Origin of the sequence: Streptococcus sp. HMSC065H07 (genome assembly GCF_001837325.1) — a bacterium.
Lineage (GTDB): Bacteria > Bacillota > Bacilli > Lactobacillales > Streptococcaceae > Streptococcus > Streptococcus salivarius_H.
The window spans coordinates 36,541-62,237 of record NZ_KV832043.1 but is presented as its reverse complement, the minus strand read 5'-3'; the positions used below and the strand labels follow the sequence as shown (position 1 = coordinate 62,237).

21 protein-coding genes are annotated in these 25,697 nt (G+C 39.2%); 4 read left to right on the top strand and 17 right to left on the bottom strand.

Going from position 1 to position 25,697, the window contains the following annotated elements:
• Positions 1–20 precede the first annotated feature (20 nt).
• Both HMPREF2637_RS08770 and cdaA read right to left on the bottom strand, forming a co-directional pair.
• A complete protein-coding gene (locus HMPREF2637_RS08770) occupies positions 21–986 on the bottom strand; it encodes a CdaR family protein (protein ID WP_002890696.1) in 966 nt (321 codons plus the stop codon).
• A complete protein-coding gene (gene cdaA / locus HMPREF2637_RS08765; RefSeq protein ID WP_070839985.1) occupies positions 983–1,834 on the bottom strand; it encodes a diadenylate cyclase CdaA in 852 nt (283 codons plus the stop codon). Before cdaA ends, HMPREF2637_RS08770 begins: the two co-directional genes overlap by 4 nt.
• Before the next feature lie 101 nt (positions 1,835–1,935).
• Here cdaA and murT point away from each other — a divergent pair, with 101 nt between their 5' ends.
• Together murT and gatD are read left to right on the top strand one after the other, a co-directional pair.
• Positions 1,936–3,279 (top strand): lipid II isoglutaminyl synthase subunit MurT, encoded by a 1,344-nt coding sequence (gene murT / locus HMPREF2637_RS08760; RefSeq protein ID WP_064524702.1) that lies wholly within the window; start codon positions 1,936–1,938, stop codon positions 3,277–3,279.
• A complete protein-coding gene (gene gatD / locus HMPREF2637_RS08755; RefSeq protein ID WP_037600521.1) occupies positions 3,279–4,067 on the top strand; it encodes a lipid II isoglutaminyl synthase subunit GatD in 789 nt (262 codons plus the stop codon). Before murT ends, gatD begins: the two co-directional genes overlap by 1 nt.
• Before the next feature lie 54 nt (positions 4,068–4,121).
• On the opposite strand, the gene mprF is transcribed toward gatD, so the two are convergent.
• From mprF to udk, 6 genes are all read right to left on the bottom strand, one after another.
• A complete protein-coding gene (mprF, locus tag HMPREF2637_RS08750) occupies positions 4,122–6,677 on the bottom strand; it encodes a bifunctional lysylphosphatidylglycerol flippase/synthetase MprF (protein WP_037600518.1) in 2,556 nt (851 codons plus the stop codon).
• Complete coding sequence (locus tag HMPREF2637_RS08745; RefSeq protein WP_022495803.1) at positions 6,674–7,393, bottom strand: alpha/beta fold hydrolase; 720 nt, start codon at positions 7,391–7,393, stop codon at positions 6,674–6,676. The genes mprF and HMPREF2637_RS08745 overlap by 4 nt, the downstream gene beginning before the upstream one ends.
• A gap of 455 nt (positions 7,394–7,848) precedes the next feature.
• The gene (locus HMPREF2637_RS08740; RefSeq protein WP_037600513.1) at positions 7,849–8,880 is read right to left on the bottom strand and encodes a hypothetical protein; all 1,032 of its coding nucleotides are present in this window, start codon (positions 8,878–8,880) and stop codon (positions 7,849–7,851) included.
• A 191-nt stretch (positions 8,881–9,071) separates the two neighbouring features.
• Positions 9,072–9,332, bottom strand: a complete 261-nt coding sequence (locus HMPREF2637_RS08735) for a YiaA/YiaB family inner membrane protein (RefSeq protein WP_002883990.1) — start codon at positions 9,330–9,332, stop codon at positions 9,072–9,074.
• Positions 9,333–9,421: 89 nt separating this feature from the next.
• A complete protein-coding gene (locus tag HMPREF2637_RS08730) occupies positions 9,422–11,341 on the bottom strand; it encodes an ABC-F family ATP-binding cassette domain-containing protein (RefSeq protein WP_037600510.1) in 1,920 nt (639 codons plus the stop codon).
• Positions 11,342–11,377: 36 nt separating this feature from the next.
• Entirely contained in the window at positions 11,378–12,013 is a 636-nt protein-coding gene (gene udk, locus HMPREF2637_RS08725) for a uridine kinase (protein WP_002890688.1), read from the bottom strand.
• Positions 12,014–12,104: 91 nt separating this feature from the next.
• Between udk and HMPREF2637_RS08720 the strand changes: the two genes are divergently transcribed.
• Positions 12,105–13,187, top strand: coding sequence for a DEAD/DEAH box helicase (locus HMPREF2637_RS08720; protein ID WP_037600508.1), 1,083 nt, complete (start codon positions 12,105–12,107; stop codon positions 13,185–13,187).
• 52 nt (positions 13,188–13,239) lie between these two features.
• On the opposite strand, the gene HMPREF2637_RS08715 is transcribed toward HMPREF2637_RS08720, so the two are convergent.
• The 9 genes from HMPREF2637_RS08715 to acnA all read right to left on the bottom strand — a co-directional run bounded on the left by HMPREF2637_RS08715 (position 13,240) and on the right by acnA (position 25,078).
• On the bottom strand, positions 13,240–14,403 hold the full coding sequence (locus HMPREF2637_RS08715) for an ATP-grasp domain-containing protein (RefSeq protein ID WP_037600505.1): 1,164 nt from the start codon (positions 14,401–14,403) through the stop codon (positions 13,240–13,242).
• 46 nt (positions 14,404–14,449) lie between these two features.
• Entirely contained in the window at positions 14,450–15,190 is a 741-nt protein-coding gene (locus HMPREF2637_RS08710) for an esterase family protein (RefSeq protein ID WP_002884014.1), read from the bottom strand.
• A gap of 51 nt (positions 15,191–15,241) precedes the next feature.
• Positions 15,242–16,069 carry an alpha/beta hydrolase gene (locus tag HMPREF2637_RS08705; protein WP_004182709.1) on the bottom strand — a complete coding sequence of 276 codons (828 nt, stop codon included), beginning with the start codon at positions 16,067–16,069 and terminating at the stop codon, positions 15,242–15,244.
• 115 nt (positions 16,070–16,184) lie between these two features.
• Positions 16,185–17,618: an NADP-dependent glyceraldehyde-3-phosphate dehydrogenase gene (locus HMPREF2637_RS08700; RefSeq protein ID WP_002890682.1), complete on the bottom strand. Its 1,434-nt coding sequence runs from the start codon at positions 17,616–17,618 to the stop codon at positions 16,185–16,187.
• Positions 17,619–17,836: 218 nt separating this feature from the next.
• Positions 17,837–19,570 carry a phosphoenolpyruvate--protein phosphotransferase gene (ptsP, locus tag HMPREF2637_RS08695; protein WP_002890681.1) on the bottom strand — a complete coding sequence of 578 codons (1,734 nt, stop codon included), beginning with the start codon at positions 19,568–19,570 and terminating at the stop codon, positions 17,837–17,839.
• A 4-nt stretch (positions 19,571–19,574) separates the two neighbouring features.
• Positions 19,575–19,838 carry a phosphocarrier protein HPr gene (locus tag HMPREF2637_RS08690; protein ID WP_045772118.1) on the bottom strand — a complete coding sequence of 88 codons (264 nt, stop codon included), beginning with the start codon at positions 19,836–19,838 and terminating at the stop codon, positions 19,575–19,577.
• Positions 19,839–20,099: 261 nt separating this feature from the next.
• The gene (gene icd / locus HMPREF2637_RS08685) at positions 20,100–21,275 is read right to left on the bottom strand and encodes an NADP-dependent isocitrate dehydrogenase (RefSeq protein WP_070839982.1); all 1,176 of its coding nucleotides are present in this window, start codon (positions 21,273–21,275) and stop codon (positions 20,100–20,102) included.
• 13 nt (positions 21,276–21,288) lie between these two features.
• The gene (locus tag HMPREF2637_RS08680; RefSeq protein WP_064524704.1) at positions 21,289–22,413 is read right to left on the bottom strand and encodes a citrate synthase; all 1,125 of its coding nucleotides are present in this window, start codon (positions 22,411–22,413) and stop codon (positions 21,289–21,291) included.
• 1 nt (position 22,414) lies between these two features.
• Positions 22,415–25,078: an aconitate hydratase AcnA gene (gene acnA, locus HMPREF2637_RS08675; protein ID WP_064524706.1), complete on the bottom strand. Its 2,664-nt coding sequence runs from the start codon at positions 25,076–25,078 to the stop codon at positions 22,415–22,417.
• 331 nt (positions 25,079–25,409) lie between these two features.
• Between acnA and nrdH the strand changes: the two genes are divergently transcribed.
• Positions 25,410–25,634, top strand: a complete 225-nt coding sequence (gene nrdH / locus HMPREF2637_RS08670) for a glutaredoxin-like protein NrdH (RefSeq protein WP_049545542.1) — start codon at positions 25,410–25,412, stop codon at positions 25,632–25,634.
• The last annotated feature ends 63 nt before the right edge of the window (positions 25,635–25,697 follow it).

The following is a 25,697-nucleotide window of genomic DNA, read 5'->3' as shown; positions in this document are numbered from 1 at the left end:
TTAGGAAAAATGTAACTCCCCTATTTTTGCGTAACTTTTAAGTTAACCTTAACAGTGCCAGGCTGAACCGTAACACCTTCTGCCTTAAGGTCTATTGTTTTTGAAGTGTCCTTAGTCACTTGGCTAATGTCCACAGGGACTGTAATGCTATCAATCTTATCCATAGCTTCTTGGCTACCAACAATAGTCACATGTCCACGATTAAAGCTGTAGCTGATACTAGACACATTGCTAGCCTTATCTCCAGTCAGTTCGACCTTTACAGGAACAGATTTGCTTAATTTTCGCAAACTAATCTTGGCATGCACCTTAGCTGGTGAGATTGAACTTGCTAGGACTGTTCCATTGGTCGAAACTGCTTGAAGGACCAAGTTCCCATCATAATCTTCAGACAGGTTGGAATCGCCTTCCAATACTGCTTGAACATGATCAATCTGGTTAATGATATCTTCACTCGAAGTCACCTCTACCTTGGTTGCATCCAGGCTAACTTTTTTAACTTCATAGCCATTTGCTAACTTATCTGATGTGATGTTAGCTACGACGTCAAAGGTCTTGCTGGCTTTTTTACCAATAGTCGCCGTCAAGGTTGATGGCGATACTTGCGCAGACATTCCAGCTGGAAGATCCTTAACCTGAATAGGTACTCGACTGGTTCCTTGACCCAGATTCGACAAATCAGCAACTAATTTAAAGTGACGCGTATCACTACTTGTCTCAGTCGTTAAAGCCAGCTGTGTTGTCGCGGTCAAATAGACTTCGGCATCATAGGAATAACCACTGATAAAGTACTTATCACTATCATATTTAATATCCACAGGAACCGACTCAACGGTTTGTGTAAAGGTATTAGATGCACTTGAGCTATTGTTTTTATTTTGCGTATTTCCCGACCATGCCGTGAAAAAGAGTACCACAGCAAAGAAGAGAGCAACTAGCATCTGCCATAAACGATCGTTTTTAAAGAAATTTACGAAACGCTTCATTTTTTGCTACCTCCAATCCAACGTTGGAAGAATGACTGACGTGGTTCTTGTTCTTTCAACAAAATAAGACTCAACTCTTGTTCAAATTCTTGAACCGAGAGATCATGGATAAAATTCCCCTTGTAAGCAATTGAAATCGCACCAGTTTCCTCAGACACAACAAAGGTCAGTGCATCTGTCTGTTCTGAAAGACCAATAGCAGCCCTATGTCTAGTTCCAAACTCTTTGGAAATCTTATTAGATTCCGTCAATGGCAGATAAGAACAAGCCGTCGCAACCTTGCTATCTCTGATGATAACAGCCCCATCATGAAGCGGTGTATTTGGGATGAAAATATTAATTAACAGTTCCCCAGTCACCACTGCATCAAGTGGAATACCCGTCGCAATCTGCTCTTGTAAGGTCTGAGTCTGTTCAATAGAAACCAGCGCCCCAATCTTACGAGGACTCATGTACTTAACAGCTTTAACGAAAGCTTGAACCAACTTCTCATCTGAGCTAACCTCTTTATTTTGCAAAAAATGCTGAGGCGTACGTCCAAAGGTTTCAAGTGCAGAACGAAGCTCTGGCGCAAAGATTACAACCGCCGCAATGGCTCCATAGTTGATAACCTGATTCATCAAATAAGAAATCGTCGTGAAGCCTATAAAATCAGAAATCAGTTTGACTAAAATAAATAAGACAACCCCTTGAACAAGGGTCATAATTTTTGTCCCTCGTAGGGCCCTAATAAAGCGATAAATTAAAAAAGCAACAATCAATATGTCCAAACTATTGACGATAACTTTCAGCGGACTATCAAAGAGTGACCGCCAAAAATCAATATCAATGGACGAAAGTATTCCCATACATATCACACTTTCTTTTAATTTTTAAACAGTTTCTATTATACCACGAATTCTAACTATTTTGAGACTACAATCACTACTTTTTGTGATAAAATAAATTCATGACTATGAAAACTACCATGGGAATTCTGGCGGGTAAAGCTAGCCATTTCGTCCTTTCAAAATTGGGACGTGGTTCAACCCTGCCTGGAAAAATTGCCCTTAAATTTGACAAAGATATTTTAGACACTTTAGCCAAGGACTACGAAATTGTCGTTGTTACTGGAACCAACGGTAAGACTCTGACAACGGCTTTGACAGTAGGTATTCTTAAAGAAGCTTTTGGTGAGATTGTGACCAATCCTAGCGGAGCCAACATGATCACAGGGATCACTTCTACTTTCCTAACAGCTAAAAAAGCCAAGTCTGGTAAGAAAATTGCTGTCTTGGAAATTGACGAGGCCAGCCTTCCAAAAATCACTGAGTACATCACTCCAAGTCTTTTTGTTTTCACAAATATTTTCCGTGACCAAATGGACCGCTATGGTGAAATCTATACCACTTATCAGATGATTTTAGATGGTGCTGCTAAGGCGCCTGAGGCTACTATTTTGGCTAATGGAGACAGTCCTCTTTTCAATTCTAAAGAGGTAGTCAATCCCGTGCGCTTCTACGGTTTTGACACTGAAAAACATGATCCTGAGCTGGCTCATTATAATACTGAAGGTATTGTCTGCCCTAAATGTGAGAGTATTCTTCAGTATCGCCTTAATACTTACGCTAACTTGGGTGACTATGTGTGCCTTAACTGCGACTTCCACCGTCCAGAATTAGATTATAAGCTGACAGAGTTGACTAAAATCACCAACACTACTTCTGAATTTGTCATTGATGGACAAGATTACAAGATTAATGTCGGTGGTCTTTATAACATCTACAATGCCCTTGCTGCAGTCTCTGTCGCTGAATTCTTCGGAGTGGCTCCAGAGCAAATCAAAGCTGGTTTTGATAAGAGTCGTGCTGTCTTTGGTCGCCAAGAAACCTTTAAGATTGGTGACAAATCATGTACTCTCGTACTAATTAAGAATCCAGTAGGAGCCAGCCAAGCTCTCGATATGATTAAACTTGCAGATTATCCGTTTAGCTTGTCAGTCCTTCTTAACGCCAATTATGCTGATGGTATTGATACTAGCTGGATTTGGGATGCCAACTTTGAAAGCATTATCGAGATGGATATCCCTGAGATTAACGCTGGTGGTGTTCGCCATTCTGAAATTGCCCGCCGTCTTCGTGTAACCGGCTATCCAGAAGAAAAGATTACGCAAGCAGAAAAACTTGAAGATATTATGGCCTTGATTGAAAAACAAGATTGCGATCATGCCTATATCTTAGCGACCTACACTGCCATGCTTGAATTCCGTGATATTCTTGCTCAACGTCATGCTGTCGGAAAGGAGATGAACTAATGACTTATACTTCACTCAAATCTCCAGAAAATCGTGACTACACCTATGACCTAAATGTTGCCCACCTTTATGGTAATCTACTCAATACCTACGGTGACAACGGAAATGTTCTTATGATCAAATACGTGGGTGAAAAACTTGGTGCTAAGATGACCTTCGACATCGTTTCAGTTGGTGATGACTTCGACAAGGACCACTACGACATGGTCTTCTTTGGAGGTGGTCAAGACTACGAACAATCCATCGTTGCTAAAGACCTCCCAACTAAGCGTGAGGCTATTGGTCAATTCATCCAAGATAACAAAGTAATTCTTGCCATCTGTGGTGGTTTCCAACTTCTTGGTCAATATTACATCCAAGCTAATGGTGTCCGCATTGATGGTATCGGTGTTATGGGCCACTACACCCTTAATCAAGAAAATAATCGTTATATTGGTGACATCAAGATCCATAACGAAGAGTTCGATGAAACTTACTATGGCTTTGAGAATCACCAAGGGCGTACCTTCCTCTCTGATGATGAAAAACCACTTGGAAAAGTGGTCTACGGTAATGGTAATAACAAGGAAGACGGTTCTGAGGGTGTCCACTATAAAAATGTTTATGGTAGCTACTTCCATGGACCAATTCTTTCTCGTAACGCCAACCTGGCCTACCGTTTGGTCACTACTGCCCTTCGTAACAAATATGGCCAAGACATTAAATTGCCAAGTTACAATGACATTCTTTCAAGCGAAGTCGCTGAAGAATACGCAGATACTAAATCAAAAGCAGAATTTGAAAAATAATTCTATGACATAGCAAAATAGCGAAACCCTAAGGGTTTCGCTATTTTTTCATATCTATTTCCAAAGTCGTCTTTTCTTCAATCTGTCTTCAATTTTTCGATTATCAATCCTTAGAATGGCAATCATATCAAACAAGAGCCAAGTACGTTTAGGATAAACAATGTATTTGGGAGACCAAATTGGAGAGAACTTCTCCTTATAACGTTGGAGCCCACTAAAAGAGTAAAAACGCTGCGCAAAGACATAGACCAAATTGGCAACCTTCTCTTCCAAAAAACTATCTTCTTCAGTACCCACATTCGCGAGTGGAGCCATTCCCATATCAAAATACTGCTTTCCTTCTGCTTGGAAGTACTGGAAGAGTTTCACAAAGAGGTAATCCATGATACCTTCGGGTGCCTTTTCAAAGTCATAACGCATAAGGTCAATCGTCGCCACCCGTTTGTTTTTGGTTGGCATGATGTTGGCAAAGGCTACAATTTCTCCCTCCTCACTCTCAACAATAGCAATCGGTGCTTGCTGCAGATAGGCTTCATCAAAGAAACCAAGGGAGAAGCCCTTCTCCTTACGACCGTTAAGCCAAATATCTGAGACAGCCTTCATTTCTTGCATCTGAGTCTCTGAAAATGGAGGGTCAAGTAACTTAAACTGGAAACCTGCTTTTTCAACACGATTGGTTGGCTTACGGAACTTCTTACCATGTTTACCATCAACAGAAAATGACGTCAAATCAACCATGGCATTTTCCCCAAATTTCATAAAATCAAAGCCATAATCATGAAGCATCAGGGTAATACTCTCATCTGCCTCATAAAACAAGGCTTGTAAATTCCAATCCGATAAGGTCTTCAAGAAAGATTCCCAAGCTACTCGGTAATAGTTTTCATTACCTATCGGATTTCCCATAACCACACACTTGTTACTGGTTTGTGCAAATTGGAAAACTACCTGGTCTTGTCCATCGACACGATACCAAAAGAGGCGTTTATCATGTAAATAAGCCAGGGCACTTTCTGATGCACCTCCATATTTCTCAAGGAGAGCTGTGAAGCGCTCATCATCCATGCTTTGACCAAAAGGCCTGCGGGGTGCCAAAATTCTCAAGACTCCCCAAACAATAGTTGCAATGATAACTGATGCCAGTAAAATATCAAACCAAATATGAACAAAATGTCCAAGAACATCCCGATTCTTAGGTGGCAATAAATGAGACCAAAAACCGCTGCCACCCAAAACGAGGAGAACCAGAATCGTAAAGGCTAGGAAAAGGAAATCCTTGGTTTTGTCTTCCCAACTATAAACAAAGTAACGATGATACAACCTCTTTCTGATGATCAACATAAGCACCAAAGAGAGTAAAATTAGGAAAGACATGGCCCATGAAATACCATTGAGATTGACATAAATTAAGGCCAAGACAAAGGTTATCAAGGAGGCAACAAAAGCACCCTTAACCCGACGTCTAATGAGACGAGCCATGAAAATGAATAGGGTACCAAATAGGATACTTGGGAATTGCCAAATCAACTGCTCCTGAATAGGATCAAAACGGCTAATAAAGTAGACATTAGCCAAGCGTTCAGGGATTAGGGCAGACAAAATCAAGAAAATCCCTAAAAAACGTAGCAAATAGACGAGAAAACGGTGGAGACTTCCACCAAATACTCGTGAAGAAAGTTTGAAGTATTTCTCGTTGATACGTCCTCCCATGTGTTTGAAAAAGAAGACAACACCAAGCATGAAGGGAATAACGTAGTAGGTTAAACGAAAGAGCAAGAGCAGACTAACCGCAAGAGCATTGCTAACCCCCATAGAGGTCAGACCGGTAATCACAATCAAATCGAAACTACCAATACCACCCGGAATCATAGAGAAGATACCAATAATAACCGCTAGGAAATAAAGTGGAACCAGATTATAAAGTGGAACATGTAAGCCCATTAAATAAGCCACACTGACAAAGCTCCCTAGGGCCGTTCCCCATTCAGCTGTCGAAGCTAAAAGAAGACTTAGCCTCGTTTTCAACGGTACTTGACCAAAATAAGTTAACTTTTCACGACTAGAAACAAAGAAAATAAAAGGCAGATAAAGGAAAATACCCAATAAGAGTAACCAATATTTTCTTAAGTCTGGACTTAGAGGGAAGAACCAAAAGACAGCGAATACCAAACCACTTAAAAGGGATAGACCCGACATAAAATAAGGCAATAAACGAGAAAGTGCCTTAACACCTGTCTTTTCCTGCCCATCCTCAGAATAAAAGGAATATCGCAGACCCACATCGACCAAACCAGCAAAACCAGCCAAGTTATTAATGGTATTGACAGCCCAACTTGTTTCTAAGATATAGGATTTGGAATAATCCGTTTCTAGCTCCTTATTCAGTATGATGTCATAAAAGAGCATGGGGGAGACAGCGACTAGTCCGATGACAGCCATCAAAACAAGATGCCAAATAGACAAACCGGACAGAGCTGACTCCAGTGACTCTAAAGTGATGGTCCGTTTTAGACGAACCAATTCTATGACGACAAGAACCGTAATCGAGATAAAGAAGATGGATTTAACGGCCGCTTTTAAAGGTTGAAGTCTCTCTAAAAGACGCTTCATGCCACCACCTCTTTTCGACTAATTCTCACAAGTTCACGAATCATTTGATTAAAGACCTTATATTTACGTTGAGCTAGACGATGTCCTTCTCGACGTTGGACATAGAGCTTATGAATAGGAAAGAGTTCTGAAATCTCTCTAGAATGCCTAATACTGATAACATCCCTTTGCCCCATAACTACCCAAACAGGATAGGCAGCCTGATGTAGACGTTCCCTATCTAGTGGCAAGTCATGAAGCATCAGACCCGTTACCTGAGCCATGATATCCATTTTAGATGAAAATGGTGACAAGGCTTTTAAGCAAAGATATTGTATATAGACCGCGAATCTTGAGCGTCTCGTCAACCCATTAAAGGTCATATTTCCCGCATTAAGCAAGAGCCCTGCAATCCGGTCAGGATAACGACTAGCATAAACCATAGCCAAATTAGCACCGTCACTATGACCGACAAATAAGGCCTTCTTAATATTCAAATATTGCAAAATTTCCTCCAAATCGGCAGCCATCTGTTCAAAGGTCATCTTGACACTCTGACGACTGGACCTGCCGTGATTACGACTATCAATGAAAATTAAACGATAGTCTCGATACAGAATTCCTTGCTTACCAAAGTAATTCCCTGACAAATTATTGCCATGCAAAAAAACAATTGGAAAGCCTTTACCGAGATCACGATAATAGATGATTTGACCATCTTTCACTTTGAATTCCATAATATTACCTACCTTTTCACTAACGCATTCTTATACGATAATTAGTCTTATAAGGCATTAGGGCTGATGAATTGGACTTATCACATTCCAAAATCATCTAACCCCCTTCACTCCATTATAACACTTCCACTAGGCAAGAGTCAGAATATTTGTGCATTTTCTGCAAAAAGAAAAAGCCTTTTCAGGCTTCTTTAAATATAATCTTTTTGAGACTTCCTTTAAGTGAGTACGGACGTCAGCGACCTTCTTCGAAGTTCCATGACTAATTTTTGAGCCTAAAGTCTCAAAAATTCCGAGTGGCTGGTACTAAAAAGATTCAGCCACTTTTCTCACAACAGGAAGTCTCATCTAGCTTTATTTAATTACTTCTTGAAGAATTTATTTGTATTTATTGCCACGATTGATAAATCACTTAAGGCTAAATTATACTTTTTTTCTAGTATGAGAATTGTTTATCACTCAATACCTAAATATTTTTTTGCAATACCATAAGAGTCTTCCAAATAGCTAGCTTTATTACTAATTCCGTCATTTACACCTGTAAAAATTGCACCAGATTTAGGTAAACCATTGTACTTATTGTATGCATGCATTGAGTAGCTACCACCTTCACCAAAATCAAATGTAAAATCAATCGCTGTATTCATATCTCCTGTATAAGAAGCAGTAGTGACTACTGCACTCTCTTCATTATCATATTTTGTTATCTCAAAAATTTGATGATTTTGGGTATCTAAAACATAAAACTTTTTATAATCATAAAAATCAATCTTATATGCAATATGATTTTTATTATAATCATCTATCTTCTGTTTTTCTCTAGCTGCATTTTCTGATGCTGCTATGCTTGATGATGCACTAGCTTCTTCAGAAGATTCAATTCTTTCAATTACCTTTTTATTCTGATGTAATGTTATGTATTTAACTCGATTCTTTTTACCATTTTTTAAATCAAGTCTAATTTTAGAATCATTCTTATCTTTCAGTTTAAATGACATACTGAATTTACCATCGTCTTTTGCATCTATACTCTGTTCATCTGAAGATGATATTTGTGTTCCCTTTTCTGTAATACCATTAACCTCAACATTGCCATTTTCATCAGCCGTAAACTCTCTATCGAGTTCCAATTTTAGAATTTTCTGATCTCTATTTGAATATGTATGATAAGTTATAGTAACTTTGTCATTCTTTGAAAAAGATGCTCCCTTTTTAAAATTCGTAGTCTTTCCTACTTGAACTTCTTCTACTTCTCCATCGAAATGTACAAATCCAAAAATAAGATCTTCATCTTTCTTGACTACAACATCTGTAAATCCTGCTTTTTTAAAATCAGTCACTAAATCATCATAATACTCTTCATCTAAGTTTTTAGAAGATATAGGAGTCTTTACTTCATTTTCAACTTTCGAATCTGCATTAACATGCGCCACTGCTATCGAAAAAATTATAAGTAATGATAGAAAAGTCATACTACGTAATTTCATTATATTAAACTCCAAATTAATTTGATATCATCAGTATATTTTAAAAGAAATAAAGTGTCAACGTATTCTTTAATTTTTATTTAATTTTAATATTTTGCTTATTTAAGGACTTTTTATTATTTGAGTAAAGTATGTATCAAATAATAAATTAGAGTTTGACAAAAAGAAAAAGCCTTTTCAGGCTTCTCCTCTTATTGTTCGAAAGTTTGTTGAGCGATGAGCTTATTATAGTTTTCTTCATCTTCTTGGTTATCACGGACAACCTTAGATACTGTAAATGAAGATGAAATCAAACCAACACATCCCATGAGGTAGTAACCCTTAACCATCAAAGGCTCTTTAAGGGTATAGAGGCCTACCAACATCAAGATTACGAAGAAGGCAAATGATCCCCATGCCATCATGTTGAAAGATGTTGTGTTACGATACACTTTTTTCTTTACTTTGTTCATAAAGTTAGTCTCCTTTTATATACTAAGACTATTATACCAACAATGTAAGCCTTTCACAGCTCAAAACATGAAAAGGTTCTCATCATCCCTTAACCTTCCAATTGTTCTGATAGGGCACTCCACTCTTCCATCAGAGCTTCTTGATTGACTGATAAGTCATCCAGCTCTTTCTGTAAGTCAGACAATTCTGCCACGTCATTTGTTTCAAGCATGGCAGCAGAGATTTCCTCCAATCGTTCTTCAATCGTCTCTAGCTCATTTTCAATTTGCTCAATGCGTCGGCTTAATTTACGTATCTCTTTTTGATTGGCTTTTTGAGCTTGATAATCACTAGCACCCGCTGAAGCTACTTGGACTTCCTCTGATACTTGATTTTCCTCTGCTTCAAGACGTGCTAACTCTTCAAGCTCCGCCTTCTTCTTAAGGTAGTAATCATAATCTCCAAGATAAATGGTTGCCCCATCCTCAGAAATTTCCATCACTTTGGTTGCCACACGGTTGATAAAGTAACGGTCATGGCTGACAAAGAGAAGCGTTCCATCAAAGTCAATGAGAGCATTTTCCAAGACTTCCTTACTATCAATGTCCAAGTGGTTGGTCGGCTCATCTAGGATGAGAAAGTTGTTGTTTTCCATTGACAATTTGGCTAGGAGTAAGCGAGCTTTCTCACCACCAGAAAGCATGGAAACAGACTTTTTGACATCATCACCTGAGAAGAGAAAGGCCCCCAGACGGTTACGAATCTCAACTTCAGGAGTCGTCGCAAAATCATTCCACAACTCATCAAGGACTGTGTTCGACGATGTCAAGGCAGATTGGGTTTGATCATAATACCCCACTTCAACATTAGCACCATAGGTTGACGTTCCCTTGATAAAAGGCAATTTACCCACTACCGACTTGATAAAGGTTGTTTTCCCGATACCATTTGGACCAACGATGGCAATGGCATCCATCTTCTTAACATCCAGGGAAATAGGCTCTGAGAGAACCTCGTCGTCATAACCAATAGCAGCATCCCTAACTGTCAAGACCACATTCCCAGAGACCTTATCCGCATGGAAAGTCATATTAGCTGACTTCTGGCTTTCTGTTGGCTTATCCAGACGTTCCATTTTCTCTAGCTGTTTACGACGAGCTTGAGCACGCTTAGTTGTAGAAGCACGGACAATATTACGATTAACAAAGTCCTCCAACTTAGCAATTTCCTTTTGTTGTTTTTCGAAGTTCTTTGCTTCAGTGGCCAACTTTTCAGCCTTAAGGTCCATGAATTTTGAATAGTTTCCGACATAACGATCTAAACTATGTTTGGTCAAATCCAGGGTTACTGTCGCCACCTTATCCAAAAAATAACGGTCGTGACTGACAATGATTAGAGCTCCCTGATAATTGACCAGGTAATTCTCCAACCAGGCAATGGTTTCGATATCCAAGTGGTTAGTCGGTTCATCCAGTACCAAGAGTTCAGGCTTCTCAAGCAGCATTTTCGCCAAAGCTAAGCGCGTGTTTTGCCCTCCAGAAAGATCTGAAATGGGCATTTCCCACATGCTTTCATCAAACTTAAAACCATTGAGAATGGCTCTGATATCAGATTCATAGGTAAAACCACCTCGCTGTCTGAAATCCTCAGAAAGGCGATCGTAGTCAGTCATTAACTTGTCCAAGTCTGACCCAGTTAACTCAGCCATCTTCATTTCCATGTCACGAAGGCGTTTTTCGTCTGCACGAAGACCTGCAAAAACATTTAACATTTCCGCATAGATGGTATTGCTAGACTCAAAGCGACTATCCTGAGCTAAGTAAGACAAATTCAAATCACGTTTTGTGTTGATTTCACCACTTGTCGGCGCTTCCTCTCCAACCAAAATTTTCAATAGGGTTGATTTCCCAGCACCGTTACGTCCAACAAGGGCAATACGATCGCGTTCATCTACCTGAATATTAATATTATCAAAGAGCACATCCCCTGAGAAAGAGCGCTCAATCTTGTTTCCTTGTAAAATAATCATAACGTTTCAATTATACCAAAAAAGCCAAGCTCCTGCTTAGGCTTTCTGACTTTCTTTCAAAATGCTTGCTACCTTAGTATTAATCAAATCGATAGCAACAGTATTTGTAACACCTTCAGGAATCACCACATCTGCGTAGCGTTTCGTAGGTTCGATAAACTGGTGGTACATAGGTTTAACCACACTGATATATTGCTCAATAATACTATCCAAGCTACGGCCACGCTCTTCCATGTCACGCTTGATACGACGGATAATACGAATGTCATCATCAGTATCTACAAAAAGCTTGATATCCATCAAATCACGCAAGCGTTTATCCTCAAGTACCAAAATCCCTTCAACAATGAAGACATCCTGTGGTTCCTGACGATAAGTCTTTTCACTACGAGTGTGTTGGGTGTAGTCATAAATCGGAATATCCACTGGACGCCCAGCAATCAGCTCATTGATGTGTTCAATCATAAGATCTGTATCGAAGGCAAAGGGATGGTCGTAGTTAGTTGATACACGCTCTTCAAAAGTCAAATGTGACTGATCCTTATAATAAGAATCATGCTCAATCATAGCAATTTTCTCATCTGGAAAATTTGATAGAATGGCACGAGAAACACTGGTCTTACCTCCACCAGAGCCACCCGTAACCCCAATAATAATCGGTTTTTTAGGCATGGTAAATTCCTATCTAATATAGTCTTTCTTATCTATTCTACACTAAATCATGATATAATAAAAGCAAATCCATATAGAAAATGAGACTTTTATGTTTAAAAACTTTCCTGAACAATGGCAAGACCTCCTTAAAGAAAAAGGAATCACTACAGAGACTGCCATTCAAAAAGAACTCTTTGCACCAATCACTGAAGGAGACAATATCCTAGGTATCAGTCCTACAGGAACAGGTAAGACTCTAGCCTACCTTCTCCCATTGCTCCTCTCACTCAAGCCCAAAAAATCTCAGCAATTGCTTATCCTAGCACCCAATTCAGAGCTTGCTGGACAGATTTTTGATGTGACCAAACAATGGGCTGAGCCACTAGGACTCACTGCCCAACTCTTCCTTTCTGGCTCTAGTCAAAAGAGACAAATTGAACGCCTGAAGAAAGGACCGGAAATTCTCATCGGAACACCTGGCCGTGTCTTTGAGCTGATTAAACTCAAAAAGATCAAGATGATGAATGTCAACACCATCGTCCTAGATGAATTTGATGAGCTTCTCAGTGATAGCCAATACCACTTTGTGACAAAAATCAGCCACCATGTTCCTCGTGACCATCAAATGATTTATATTTCGGCAACCAACAAAATTGATGATCAAAATCTTGTCGAAAATACCATCGTTTATGACCTATCTGATCAAGAACTTGACACTATCAAACATTATTATATCAGTGTTGATAAACGTAACCGTGTCGAACTTCTCCGTAAGTTCTCCAATATCCCTGACTTCCGTGGCCTTGTCTTTTTTAACAGTCTATCTGACCTTGGGGCTACTGAAGAACGCCTCCAATTTAACGGAGCTTCAGCGGTATCATTGGCTAGTGACATCAACGTCAAATTCCGTAAGGTTATCTTGGAAAAATTCAAGAATCATGAGATTTCACTCTTACTAGGTACTGACCTCTTGGCACGCGGCATCGATATTGAAAATCTAGAGGTAGTCATCAACTTCGATATACCTCGAGATCGCGAAGCCTATACTCACCGTGCAGGACGTACTGGTCGTATGGGAAATGAAGGTAGCGTCATTAGCTTGGTAACCCATCCAGAAGACCTCAAAAAACTTAAAAAATTCGCCAAAGTTTCAGAACTGGTTCTTAAAAATCAAGAACTTCACGAAAAATAAGGCATCACAAAAGCACTTCAGTTTACTCTGAAGTGCTTTTAACATATACAGATTAGGCTTTTTTACCAAAGTCCTCAATCATTTGTTCCATTTCCTCACGACTTGGAGTTGTCAACATATAGAGGAAGTCACCTTGCAACTCTGCAAAGGCTGCAGGCATGATTTTCTTAACTTTAAGTTGTTCACGATACTTATCAAAAAGTTCTTCTTCTGAATAAGCATAGTGAGAGCTTGCACGACGTGAAGTCGCCAAACAGTAAAGTGGCTCAAACTGAGAAGCTGGGAATGGTTCGCCAGCAACGATATCCGCATACCCCTTGTACAAATCGAAAGAGTGAGCATAGTTATACACGTCGATTGTGAAACCACCTGCTGGACGGTTGTTATATTCAATAGCAATATAATCGTCACCATCACGGAAGAACTCAATATGGAAGAAACGTTCCTTCATACCAAATTCTTTGACAATTGCCTCACCATACTTACGTAACTTAGGATCCATTTCTTTAAGAACGTAGTAAGAATTATCCATCTTGTAAATCATCAAGTCAAGTGGTGTGTGGGCATAATCAAAAGTTGTCGAGAAGACAATATTACCATCATGATCAATCAAACCATCGAAAGTACAGATTTCGCTTGATGTTACAAATTTTTCAAAGAAATAAACTGTTTCATGATCCCACTCAGCCTTAAAGTGATTGATATCATCTTCTGTTTCAAGTTTGAAGGTTGCAGCTGCACCAACCCCATTATCTGGCTTAGCAATCATTGGAAGACCGATTTCTTTCACAGCTTTATCCACATCTTCATCAGTTTTAATGATAGCACCAGGTACAACTGGAACTCCAGCTTTTTGGAAGAGTTTTTTCATTTCAGACTTGAATTTAGTCTTCTTAAGATCTTCTGGCTTAGCACCAAAAACATTGAACTGTTCACGAAGAGCAGCATCCAATTCCAACCAGTATTCGTTATGAGATTCGATTCGGTCAATTGGTCCGTGTTTATAGAAAAGAAAGGCTACCGCACGTTTAACTTCATCCAAGTTTTCCAGATTGTCTACACGGAAGTACTCAGTCAAAGCCTCTTTCAAAGGTTGATCCAATTGTTCATAAGGCTCTTGACCAATACCAAGAACAGTGATGCCCTTATTAGCAAGTTCAACTGTAAACTGTTGGAAGTTTTGTGGATAGTATGGTGAAATAACAAGATAATTCATTAGTAATTCCTCTTTTATAGTTATTTAGATGGGATGGACAAAGAAATTATAGGTTCATATTGTCAAGGAAATAAGGCATTTGTTTACGCCACCATTCCCAATCATGAGCGACATCATGGCCCCACTCAGAGAACCAAGCTGGAATATTCTTTTGTTCAAAGGCTTCCTTGAGTTTATAGTAAGATGGAAGACCATCTTGTTCCCAAGCACCAAGACCTGTACATACGATAATCTCAGCTTGACGGTAACGGTCGATAAACCAACCATCATTTTGGTTCCAGATATAATCTGATGGGGAATTTTGGTAAATAGCTTCGTCCCCTCCAAACTCACCCACAAAGAAACGAGCATCGTAGACACCACTGAGGGCTACCACTTTATTGAAAACATCAGGGTGTTGCAAGAAGAAATTAAGCGCATGGTATGCCCCCATTGAACAACCTGTTGTCATCATTGGATCAAACCAACCAGTTTTGTGTTTGATAAATGGAATAGCTTCTTCAATAACATAGCGTTCATAGGCACGGTGCATTTCAGCACGATCGTGTGGATTTTTCCAATCACAAAGCCAGCTTTCACTGTCCACACTTGAAAGCGTAAAGAATTGTACGCGTCCTTCTTCGATAAAACGTGCACAAGCATCAATCATACCAAAGTCATAGTATTCGTTATGGCTACCACCTGATGAGGCAAAAACCACAACAGGGATACCAGCGTGCCCGTAACGGTTAACATACATTTCACGGTTAAGTTGACCACTCCAGTGGCTAAGATGTTCGATATTCATATTTATATTCCTTTTCCTAAATTAAATTAAATTAATTTGCGTTAATAAAGACTAGTCCCATTTTTCAGCGAAAAAGCGAAGACAGTCTGGTAAATTCTCGGCCCAAGCTTCTTCATTGTGTTCAGCACCAGATTGAATGTGAATCTTGATATTTTCCAAATCAACCCCACGAGCAATCAAATCATGATAATAGCTCAATGAAGAGTCTATATAAGCCTGCTTAATATTACCAGCCATCAAGGTCTTGTCAGTATCATCAGCTTCCTCAGTTCCTACATATATGTAGACACGTTGATCTGAATCGAGCTTTTGACGCGACATGTAACGATCAAAAGCATCCTGATGCAACCAGTTAGCTGAAGAAAATACCCCAAGACAACCAATCTGCTCCTTATAATCAAGCCCCATAAACTGAGTAATATTACCACCGAGAGATGAACCAATCATAGCTGTGTGCTGACGGTCAGAGAGGGTACGGTATTCCTTATCAATAAAGGGTTTAACCACATCCATGACAAACTCTGCATACTCTACACCCTTACCTCCGAACTGGACACCAGGGATATTAGATTCTTGGTACTTCCACGCAGAATACTCATTCATACGGCCAGGACCATCATTATCAATAGCTACAACAATCATGCGCGAAATATCAGGATTACGCTTGATTGTTGGGATAATCTTCCAAGAATAGCCAGAAAACGACTCCTTACTATAAAGAACATTCTGACCATCATGGAAATACACGACAGGGTAAGAACGATCTGTATCCGTTTCATAGTTCTTAGGTAGAAGAACACGCACACGACGAAGTTGACCAGTGTATGGTACCTCTAACTCATGCGTCTTCATAACCAAGTAAAAATAAGATTTATTCATTGTCAGAAAACTCTCTATATTCGAAATTTAGTTCTATTATACCATATTTTAAAAGAAAAAGAGCCCCTATTATTGGGACCCTTTACACTTTTTTAATGATTGAATAGCTACACTCTTAGTAGTTTGCGATATCAAATACTGTTGATTTCACACGAGTCATAGCTTCGATAGAGTATTTCACACCTTGAGTTCCGGCACCAGATCCTTTAACACCAAGGAATGGGAAGTTATCTGTACCACGTTGTGTTTTGTTGTTGATGTGAACTGTACCAACTTCAAGTTGTTCAGCAATTGCAAATGCACGTGGGTAGTCTTGTGTGAAGACAGCACCTTGAAGTCCAAATTCAGATTCGTTAGAAATCTTGATTGCTTCTTCAACTGAAGATACACGGATGAATGGCAATACAGGACCAAATGGTTCTTCCCAAGCAAGACGCATATCAGTTGTTACATGGTCAAAGACTGCTGGGTAAATAAGGTTACCTTCACGTTTCAATTCAGTTTTAGCAGTAGCACCTTGTTCAACTGCATCATCAATCAAACCTTGAACGAAGTCAGCAGCTTTTGTATCGATAAGTGGTGTAACGCTTGCGCTTTCTTCAGGCATACCAACAGTGATATTACCTACCAAAGCAGTTACTTTTTCTACCAATTCATCTGCAACGCTATCCATTACAAGGACACGTTTGATAGCTGTACAACGTTGACCTGAATAGTCAAAGGCACCAGCAACAATGTTTTTAGCAGTCAAGTCAAGATCAGCATCTTCAAGAACGATAGCGGCATCTTTACCACCAAGTTCAAGCATGATTGGACGCATAGCTGCCAAACGACCGATATTTTCACCAACTGGTGTTGAACCTGTAAAGTTGATGAAATCAACTGCTTTGTGCTCAACAATGTAGTCACCGATAACAGAACCACGACCTGTGATAGAGTTCAAGACACCTGCAGGGATACCAGCTTCTACAAATGCTTCAACCAAAAGAAGACCTGAGATAGAACCTTGTGTTGGTGGTTTGAAGGCAACAACGTCACCAGCAATCAAGGCAGGAGCAATTTTAGAACCAGCCAAGTTTACTGGGTAGTTAAATGGAGAGATAGCAAGGACAAGACCTACTGGTTCGCGACGAACAACAGCGATTTTTTTCTTGCTACCAGCGTCAAATGCACCACCTTCAAGTACTTCACCTTCCAAACGCAAACCTTCTTCAGCTGCATAGTGGATGATTTCAGCAGTACGAACGACTTCACCGATTGCAGATTTCAAACCTTTAGAGATTTCTTTAGAAAGAACTTGACCGATCTTTTCTGCATCACGTTCCAAGATATCTGCTGCTTTATGAAGGTAAGCTGCACGTTCAGCATATGAAAGCGCACGCCATGCTGGGAGTGCTGCTTTAGCTGCTGCGTAGACTTCGTCTACTTCAGCTTGGCTCATTGCTGGAACTGATCCAAGTTCCTCACCGTTTGCAGGTGCATAGATAGTAATTTCGTTTTCAGATGTTTTCCACTCACCATTGACATAGTTTTTGTATTGTTTAGCCAAGATAGTAACTCCTTTTATCTATTATAAGACCTATTTTATCATTTTTTTAGAAATATTCCAAGATTTAAACGAGAATTATTCAGAAAATTTTGACAAAAAATAGTTAAAATTATTAACCTAGGTTAGCGGTATTCTACTCCTAACTAAAGAATGAGTCAATTATTTTGTCTCCGTTTAGATATAAAAAAAGTGAAAGCCTAAGCCTCCACTTTTTATGATTAGTCTACGTTAACGTATTCTTTTGAAAGTTCAAGAACTTCTTCCATTGTTGCACATTCAGTAAGAGCACGGTTAGCGTATTCTTCCATTTTAGCTGTGTCAAGTTTCTTCATCAAGCTACGTGTACGAAGAACAGATGTCGCTGACATTGAGAACTCATCCAAGCCCATTCCAACAAGAAGTGGAACAGCAGTTTGGTCACCGGCCATTTCACCACACATACCAGCCCATTTACCTTCAGCATGAGCAGCTTTGATAACATTGTTAATCAAACGAAGGATTGATGGGTTATATGGTTGGTAAAGGTATGAAACTTGTTCGTTCATACGGTCAGCAGCCATTGTGTATTGGATAAGGTCATTTGTACCAATTGAGAAGAAATCAACTTCCTTAGCAAATTGGTCAGCAAGCATAGCTGCAGCTGGGATTTCAATCATGATACCTACTTCGATATCGTCTGCAACGGCAACACCTTCAGCAACCAATTTAGCTTTTTCTTCTTCAAGAATACCTTTAGCAGTACGGAACTCAGTCAACAAAGCAACCATTGGGAACATGATACGCAATTTACCGTGAACAGATGCACGAAGCAAAGCACGCAATTGTGTACGGAACATTTGATTACCAGTTTCAGAGATAGAAATACGCAAAGCACGGTAACCCAAGAATGGGTTCATTTCTTTAGGAAGGTCGAAGTAAGGGAGTTCCTTATCCCCACCGATATCCATTGTACGAACGACAACAGGTTTACCGTTCATACCTTCAAGAACTGCTTTGTAAGCTTCATATTGGTCATCTTCAGTTGGGAAGTCTTGAGAATCCATATACAAGAATTCTGTACGATAGAGACCAACAGCTTCAGCACCGTTATCATTTACACCTTCAACGTCTTTAGGTGTACCGATGTTGGCAGCCAATTCGAAATGTTTTCCATCAGCAGTAACTGTTTGAGCATCTTTAAGGAGAGCCCATTCAGCTTTTTGTTTAGCGTAAGCTTCACCAGCTGCTTTGAACTCAGCAATTTGCTCTTCAGTTGGGTTGATAACAACTTCACCAGTAATACCTGAAACAGCCAAAACATCACCATCTTTGACAAGTTCTGTGATGTTATTTGTTCCAAGAACGGCTGCGATTTCAAGTGTACGCGCCATGATAGCTGAGTGACTTGTACGTCCACCGATGTTAGTAACAAAGGCTTTTACGTACTTTTTGTTCAACTGAGCTGTATCAGATGGTGTCAAGTCATGAGCAACAACGATTGATTCTTCGTTGATTGTTGCCGGGTTAGGCAATTTCTTACCAAGCAAGTTAGCAAGCACACGTTTTGTAACGTCACGAATATCCGCTGCACGTTCTTGCATGTATGGGTTATCTTCCATACCTTCAAAAATAGCGATAAACATGTCTGTTACTTCTGTCAAAGCAGCTTCAGCATTAACTTGTTTAGCACGGATAGTTTCTTTAATTTGACCAGTCATTTCTGGGTCAGCAAGAACCATCAAGTGAGCATCAAAAACGGCTGCCGCTTCTTCACCAAGGCTTTCAACTGCTTTTTCACGGATAACAGAAAGCTCGTCTTGTGACGCCGCTAGAGCAGCATCTAGACGAGCCTCTTCTGCACTTGTATCTTCAACTGTTACAGTTTCAAATGACAAGTCCGGTTGAACAAGCAGATATGCCTTAGCAACTGCAACACCATCAGATGCTGCGATTCCTTTAAGCATTTCTGTCATATTCTTATGCCAATCCTTCTTTTGTCATTGTTTCTGCGATTGCTACGATTGCATCATCAGCATCAGCACCTTCTGCAGAGATAGTTACGTCAGCACCTTGACCAACACCAAGGCTCATAACACCCATGATTGATTTAAGGTTAACTGCTTTACCTTTGTAGTCAAGAGTGATATCTGAAGCAAATTTGCTAGCTGTTTGAACAAGCAAAGTAGCTGGACGTGCGTGGATACCTGTTTCTGCAACAATGTGGAAATCTTTAGAAGCCATAATGGATTCTCCTTCTTAGTTTGGAATATTTGAGTTATCAATGATAACCCTTACAATTTAGAATTATAACATAGCTAATTGAGATTATCAAGGTTAAAACGTACTTTCTACAAGTTTTTCAAAAGCCTGTCTCTCATTTTACTGCTCATTTTCAATTTTTTAAACATAAGCAAATACTAGTCTCTAGTTATTTACAACATTTTCAGAAAATTTCTTTCATGGTGTTTTCAATCGTTAATTTTCATTTTCGAGCAAAAACAATCACATAATTGAAAGAATTTGATTGCTAAAGGCACTCGTTGAATAAGCTTGTTTCCCAAATGCCAAGTCAGCTGTAAAGATATCAGCTTTAAATGTCTTTTCAATAGCACTTGTAATCAGTTGAGCTACCTCAGTCCAACCAATATAATCTAGAAGCATGCAGCCAGATAATAGAACTGAGCAAGGATTAGCCTTATCTTGATCCGCGATATCCGGAGCTGTTCCATGTGTTGCTTCAAAAATAGCATGGCCTGTTTGATAGTTAATATTGGCTCCAGGGGAGATGCCGATACCACCAACTTGTGCAGCTAAGGCGTCACTGGCATAATCACCATTCAAGTTGGTTAAGGCAACAACATCAAATTTTTCTGGATTTAAAAGAATCTGTTGTAGAAAGTTATCCGCGATTATATCATTAATCTCTAAACGACCAGCCAGCAATTCTTCTTTATATTCTTCCTGAGCCAATTCATAACCCCATTTACGGAAGCCACCTTCTGTAAATTTTTGAATATTCCCCTTATGAACTAAGGTCACTTTTTTTAGATTGTTCTTGAGAGCATAGTCGATAGCCGAGCGAATGAGGCGTTTACTTCCTTCTATTGAAATTGGCTTGATTCCGATACTACTTGATTCTGGGAAGCGAATTTTACTAACATTCATTTCTGTCTGGAGAAACTCAATCACGCGCTTAACATCTGTTGTTCCCGCTTCCCATTCAATTCCCGCATAAATATCTTCAGTATTTTCACGAAAAATAGTAATATTCGTTTTTTCTGGTTCCTTAAGCGGACTTGCTACTCCTTCAAAGTAACGAACCGGTCTAACACAAGCGTAGAGATCAAGTTCTTGACGTAAAGCTACATTTAAAGAACGAATCCCTCCACCTACTGGCGTCTCAAGCGGACCCTTAATAGCAACTAAACTTTCTCGAATAGTCTCCAATGTTTTTTTCGGCAACCATTCTCCTGTTTTATCATAAGCCTTCTTACCAGCTAGGAGCTCTTGCCACTCAATATGACGCGTTCCTTCATAGGCTACTTCTACTGCTTTATCAAAGATTGCTTGGGCATTCTTCCAGATATCATGTCCAACACCATCCCCTTCAATAAAAGGGATAATTGGACTATCAGAAACTTGAAGCTGTCCATTTGTCATTACGATTTTTTCTGCCATATAGCTTTCCTCCCTAGCGTTTTTCTAAAGGAATATAGGTCATATTTTCTTGTCCAATATACTGTGAGCGAGGACGAATCAATTTGTTATTTTTTTGCTGCTCTTGAATATGAGCAATCCAGCCGGCAACACGACTCATTGCAAAGATAAGTGTGAAGATATCGCTGTCAATTCCTAGAGTATGGTATACGGTGGCTGAATAGAAGTCTACATTGGGAATTAATCCCTTCTTATCTTTCATGAACTCTTCAATTTCTTGAGACATATTAAAGAATTCTTCATTCTCGGTACCCTCTGTCAACTTTTTAGCCATATCTCTTAAGAAAATTTCACGAGGATCCTGTTTCTTGTATACACGGTGCCCAAATCCCATGATTTTCTCTTTAGAGTCAAGTTTTTCCTGTAAGTAAGCATAAACATCACCTGATTCGCGGATTTCTTTAAGCATATCAAAGACGCGTTCATTAGCCCCACCATGCAGGGGACCTTTTAGAGCACCAATAGCTGTTGTAACACACGAATAAATATCTGTCAGAGTCGAAGCACAAACACGCGCTGCAAAAGTTGAAGCATTCAACTCATGATCAGCATGTAGAATTAAGGCCTTATTCATAGCCTCAACTTCAATTTCAGAAGGTTCAACACCATTCAGCATGTAAAGAAAATTAGCAGCAAAACCTAAATCTTCTCTTGGTTTGAGGGGCATTTTACCAGTGCGTAAGCGTGCAAAAGTCGTAATAATTGTTGGCAATTTAGCCATCAATTCAATACTTTGCTGATAAATTGCCTCCATGGATCTTTCCTCGGCATCCACATTATAAACCCCAAGAAGGGAGACTGTTGAACGTAAAACACTCATTGGGTGCAAATGTGGACGAGACTGGATAAGAATGCATTGCTCTACAGCATCAGAAATATCATAGTTCTTACGCAACTCAGCTTCAAAATACTTAAGTTCCATTTGCGTAGGAAGATGACCATTCCACAAGAGATAAATCACTTCCTCAAAAGACGCTTTATTTTCCATAAACTCGGAAATATCATATCCCGAATACGATAAATGATCATCAATAATAGATGAAATCCTAGTATTACAGGCAATCATATCCTTAAGTCCATTAATTTCAACTGTTGTCATATTAGGCCCCCTTCAATTTTTTTCTTACAACCATTGGCAAGATACCACCATTTTTATAGTAGCGAATATCAGCATCTGCATCGAAGCGTACCAAGGCTTTAAAGGTTTTGGTTTGTTCAGGTGTTGAAGCTGTAACAGTGATAACATCATGGACACCTGGATTTTCTGAAAGATCAAAGCTAAAGGTCTCATGTCCTGTCAATCCAAGATTTTCAGCATTTTCTCCTTCCATAAATTGGACTGGTAAAATCCCCATCATAACGAGATTTGAACGGTGAATACGCTCAAAACTCTCAGCAAGCACTACTTTTACACCAAGAAGATTAGCACCTTTAGCCGCCCAGTCACGACTTGAGCCCATACCATAATCCTTACCGGCAATTACAAGTGTACCTTGATTAGCTTCTTTATATTTCATAGCAGCATCATATATAGGTAGAATGTCACCATCATATTTAGTATATCCACCAATTTTTCCATCTGCTAGCTCATTCTTGATACGAATATTAGCAAAGGTGCCTCGCATCATGACTTCGTGATTTCCACGACGGCTACCATAAGAATTGAATTCTTGATAATCAACACCATTCTCGGTCAAATAACGAGCTGCTGGACTATTTCTGGCAATATTACCTGCCGGAGAAATATGGTCTGTTGTAACCGTATCTCCGAATTTAGCCAAAACCTTCAAATCTTTCAATGGTTTAATGCTCAAATCATCTCCTAAAGCATCAAAGTAAGGTGGGTTTTGAATATAGGTAGAGTTTTGATTCCATTTATAATTTTGACTTTGTTCAGTAGGAATGGCATTCCACTTCTCACTATCAGAAAAGACACTGGCATATTCATCTTGGAAGAGTTGACGAGTGACGTATTTATCAACATAAGTCTCAATTTCATCACGGGATGGCATAACATCCTCTAAATAAACAGCTTGACCATTGTCGTCAAAACCTAAAGGTTCAGTTGTCAAATCAATATTCGTGTTACCAGCTAAGGCATAAGCAACAACCAATGGTGGGCTAGCCAAGAAATTCGCTTTAACAAGTGGATTAATACGCCCTTCAAAATTACGATTTCCTGACAAAACAGCACTCGCTAATAAATCAGTATCTACAATAGCCTTAGCCACCTCAGGACGTAAGTCTCCTGAGTTCCCAATACAGGTTGTGCAACCGTAACCTACCAAGTTAAAGCCAAGCTTATCTAGATAGGTTTGTAAGCCTGAAGCTTTGAGATAACCAGTAACAACCTTAGAACCTGGTGCCAAAGATGTCTTCACTGTTGGAGATACTTTTAATCCTTTCTCAACCGCTTTTTTAGCTAAAAGACCGGCTGCCATAAGAACGTAAGGATTTGAAGTATTGGTACATGATGTGATAGCTGCAATGGCCACATGACCTGTTTGAATTGTTTCTGAATGATCCTCAAAGTCAACTTTTGCAGTTTTTGCTAACTCTTCCTTATCCAAACCAAAGCCACGGACACCTGCTTCTCGTACCACTGCATCTTGAAATTCTTGCTTAGCATCTGATAAGAGAATCAAATCTTGTGGACGTTTAGGACCTGAGATAGAAGGTTTAATAGATGACAAATCAATTTCAACAATCTTAGTATACTTGGCTTCTTTACTTGGATCATAGAAAAGATGATTGGCTTTTGTATAGGCTTCAGTGACTTGGATATGTTCCTCATCACGGTTAGTTAAACGCATGTAGTTAAGAGTCTCGTCATCAATAGGAAAATAACCACAGGTCGCACCATATTCTGGTGCCATATTAGCGACTGTAGCACGATCAGCTAGAGATAAGCTCTTCAAGCCAGGTCCAAAGTACTCAACAAATTTACCAACCACATTTTCAGAACGAAGCACCTGAGTAATCTTGAGAGCCAAATCTGTTGCTGTAGCAATTTTAGGCAACTCTCCTGTCAGATGTACACCAATAACCTCTGGAATTGGGAAATAAGATGCTTCACCGAGCATAGCTGCTTCAGCTTCAATACCGCCAACACCCCAACCAAGAACGCCAATACCATTAATCATAGTCGTGTGACTATCTGTACCAAACATAGAATCAGGATAGAGTAACCCATCTTTTTCAATAATGACATCGCTCAAAAATTCAATATTAACCTGGTGAATAATCCCTGTTGCTGGTGGAACCGCACGATAATTTTCAAAAGACTGTTCGGCCCACTTAAGAAATTCATAGCGCTCGTTATTACGTTTAAACTCTAGATTGATATTGTCTTCAAGAGCAGTATCACATCCGTATGAATCCACTTGGACAGAGTGGTCGATGACCAAATCTACTGGAATCTCAGGGTTAATAAATTCTGCTTTACCACCATTAGCCACTATAGCATCACGCATTGAAGCTAAATCAACAACAACAGGAACTCCTGTAAAATCTTGTAAGATAACACGACTTGGTTTAAAAGGCACTTCGGAAACTGTCGGAAAATTCGGAAATTTCATCAGGTCAGAAATGTGAGATTCCTTAACATCGACGCCATCTTTTTTTCGGAGGAGACTTTCAAGTAGTATTCGAATGGTATAAGGTAGTTCTCCGACCTTAACATCATGAGATTTTGCTGCTTTTTCGAGATCATAGAAAGAGAATGTCTTACCATTTACAGTTAGATTTGAACAGTATTCTTGCATACTTGAACCTCCATTAGTTAAAAATTTTCTTTATTCTACACTGTTTTTTTTGAAAAAACAAATAGAATTGGCATTTTGATGTTACATTATATAACATTTATGGTTAGATGTTTCTTTTTTAGTCAATTCCATATAAAAATCCTATTTAATTTAGGAAACTTAAAAAAGCCTTTAAAACACAAGATATAGGGTTGTGTTTTAATACTAAACACAAAATATTGTATTTCCTTGAGATATTTAGCTTGATTTTTCCCAATATTTTGGGTATTCTATTAGAGTTGAAAAAGTGGCTCTTGGCCACTTAAAATCTTTTTATAAAGGAGTATTTGCAATGTCAAAGATTACATTGTTTTCTAAAAACAACTGCATGCAGTGCAAAATGACTAAAAAATTCTTGGAAAAGGAAGGTGCTGATTTCGAAGAAATCAACATTGATGAACAGCCAGAAAAAATCGATTACGTTAAAAGCCTCGGTTTCACTGCTGCTCCAGTTATTGAAGCCGGCGATATCGTCTTTTCAGGTTTTCAACCGGCTAAACTTAAAGAAATCCTTTAATTATCAAGTTTTTATATAGAAAGGAACTTGTTTGCTTAGTTTAATATTTTAACCTTAATCTAC

What these genes read in the sequence shown, in the direction of transcription:
- HMPREF2637_RS08770 (WP_002890696.1), bottom strand. Translation starts at nt 986, where the DNA reads ATGAAGCGTTTCGTAAATTTCTTTAAAAACGATCGTTTATGGCAGATG.
- cdaA (WP_070839985.1), bottom strand. Translation starts at nt 1,834, where the DNA reads ATGGGAATACTTTCGTCCATTGATATTGATTTTTGGCGGTCACTCTTT.
- murT (WP_064524702.1), top strand. Translation starts at nt 1,936, where the DNA reads ATGACTATGAAAACTACCATGGGAATTCTGGCGGGTAAAGCTAGCCAT.
- gatD (WP_037600521.1), top strand. Translation starts at nt 3,279, where the DNA reads ATGACTTATACTTCACTCAAATCTCCAGAAAATCGTGACTACACCTAT.
- mprF (WP_037600518.1), bottom strand. Translation starts at nt 6,677, where the DNA reads ATGAAGCGTCTTTTAGAGAGACTTCAACCTTTAAAAGCGGCCGTTAAA.
- HMPREF2637_RS08745 (WP_022495803.1), bottom strand. Translation starts at nt 7,393, where the DNA reads ATGGAATTCAAAGTGAAAGATGGTCAAATCATCTATTATCGTGATCTC.
- HMPREF2637_RS08740 (WP_037600513.1), bottom strand. Translation starts at nt 8,880, where the DNA reads ATGAAATTACGTAGTATGACTTTTCTATCATTACTTATAATTTTTTCG.
- HMPREF2637_RS08735 (WP_002883990.1), bottom strand. Translation starts at nt 9,332, where the DNA reads ATGAACAAAGTAAAGAAAAAAGTGTATCGTAACACAACATCTTTCAAC.
- HMPREF2637_RS08730 (WP_037600510.1), bottom strand. Translation starts at nt 11,341, where the DNA reads ATGATTATTTTACAAGGAAACAAGATTGAGCGCTCTTTCTCAGGGGAT.
- udk (WP_002890688.1), bottom strand. Translation starts at nt 12,013, where the DNA reads ATGCCTAAAAAACCGATTATTATTGGGGTTACGGGTGGCTCTGGTGGA.
- HMPREF2637_RS08720 (WP_037600508.1), top strand. Translation starts at nt 12,105, where the DNA reads ATGTTTAAAAACTTTCCTGAACAATGGCAAGACCTCCTTAAAGAAAAA.
- HMPREF2637_RS08715 (WP_037600505.1), bottom strand. Translation starts at nt 14,403, where the DNA reads ATGAATTATCTTGTTATTTCACCATACTATCCACAAAACTTCCAACAG.
- HMPREF2637_RS08710 (WP_002884014.1), bottom strand. Translation starts at nt 15,190, where the DNA reads ATGAATATCGAACATCTTAGCCACTGGAGTGGTCAACTTAACCGTGAA.
- HMPREF2637_RS08705 (WP_004182709.1), bottom strand. Translation starts at nt 16,069, where the DNA reads ATGAATAAATCTTATTTTTACTTGGTTATGAAGACGCATGAGTTAGAG.
- ptsP (WP_002890681.1), bottom strand. Translation starts at nt 19,570, where the DNA reads ATGACAGAAATGCTTAAAGGAATCGCAGCATCTGATGGTGTTGCAGTT.
- HMPREF2637_RS08690 (WP_045772118.1), bottom strand. Translation starts at nt 19,838, where the DNA reads ATGGCTTCTAAAGATTTCCACATTGTTGCAGAAACAGGTATCCACGCA.
- icd (WP_070839982.1), bottom strand. Translation starts at nt 21,275, where the DNA reads ATGGCAGAAAAAATCGTAATGACAAATGGACAGCTTCAAGTTTCTGAT.
- HMPREF2637_RS08680 (WP_064524704.1), bottom strand. Translation starts at nt 22,413, where the DNA reads ATGACAACAGTTGAAATTAATGGACTTAAGGATATGATTGCCTGTAAT.
- acnA (WP_064524706.1), bottom strand. Translation starts at nt 25,078, where the DNA reads ATGCAAGAATACTGTTCAAATCTAACTGTAAATGGTAAGACATTCTCT.
- nrdH (WP_049545542.1), top strand. Translation starts at nt 25,410, where the DNA reads ATGTCAAAGATTACATTGTTTTCTAAAAACAACTGCATGCAGTGCAAA.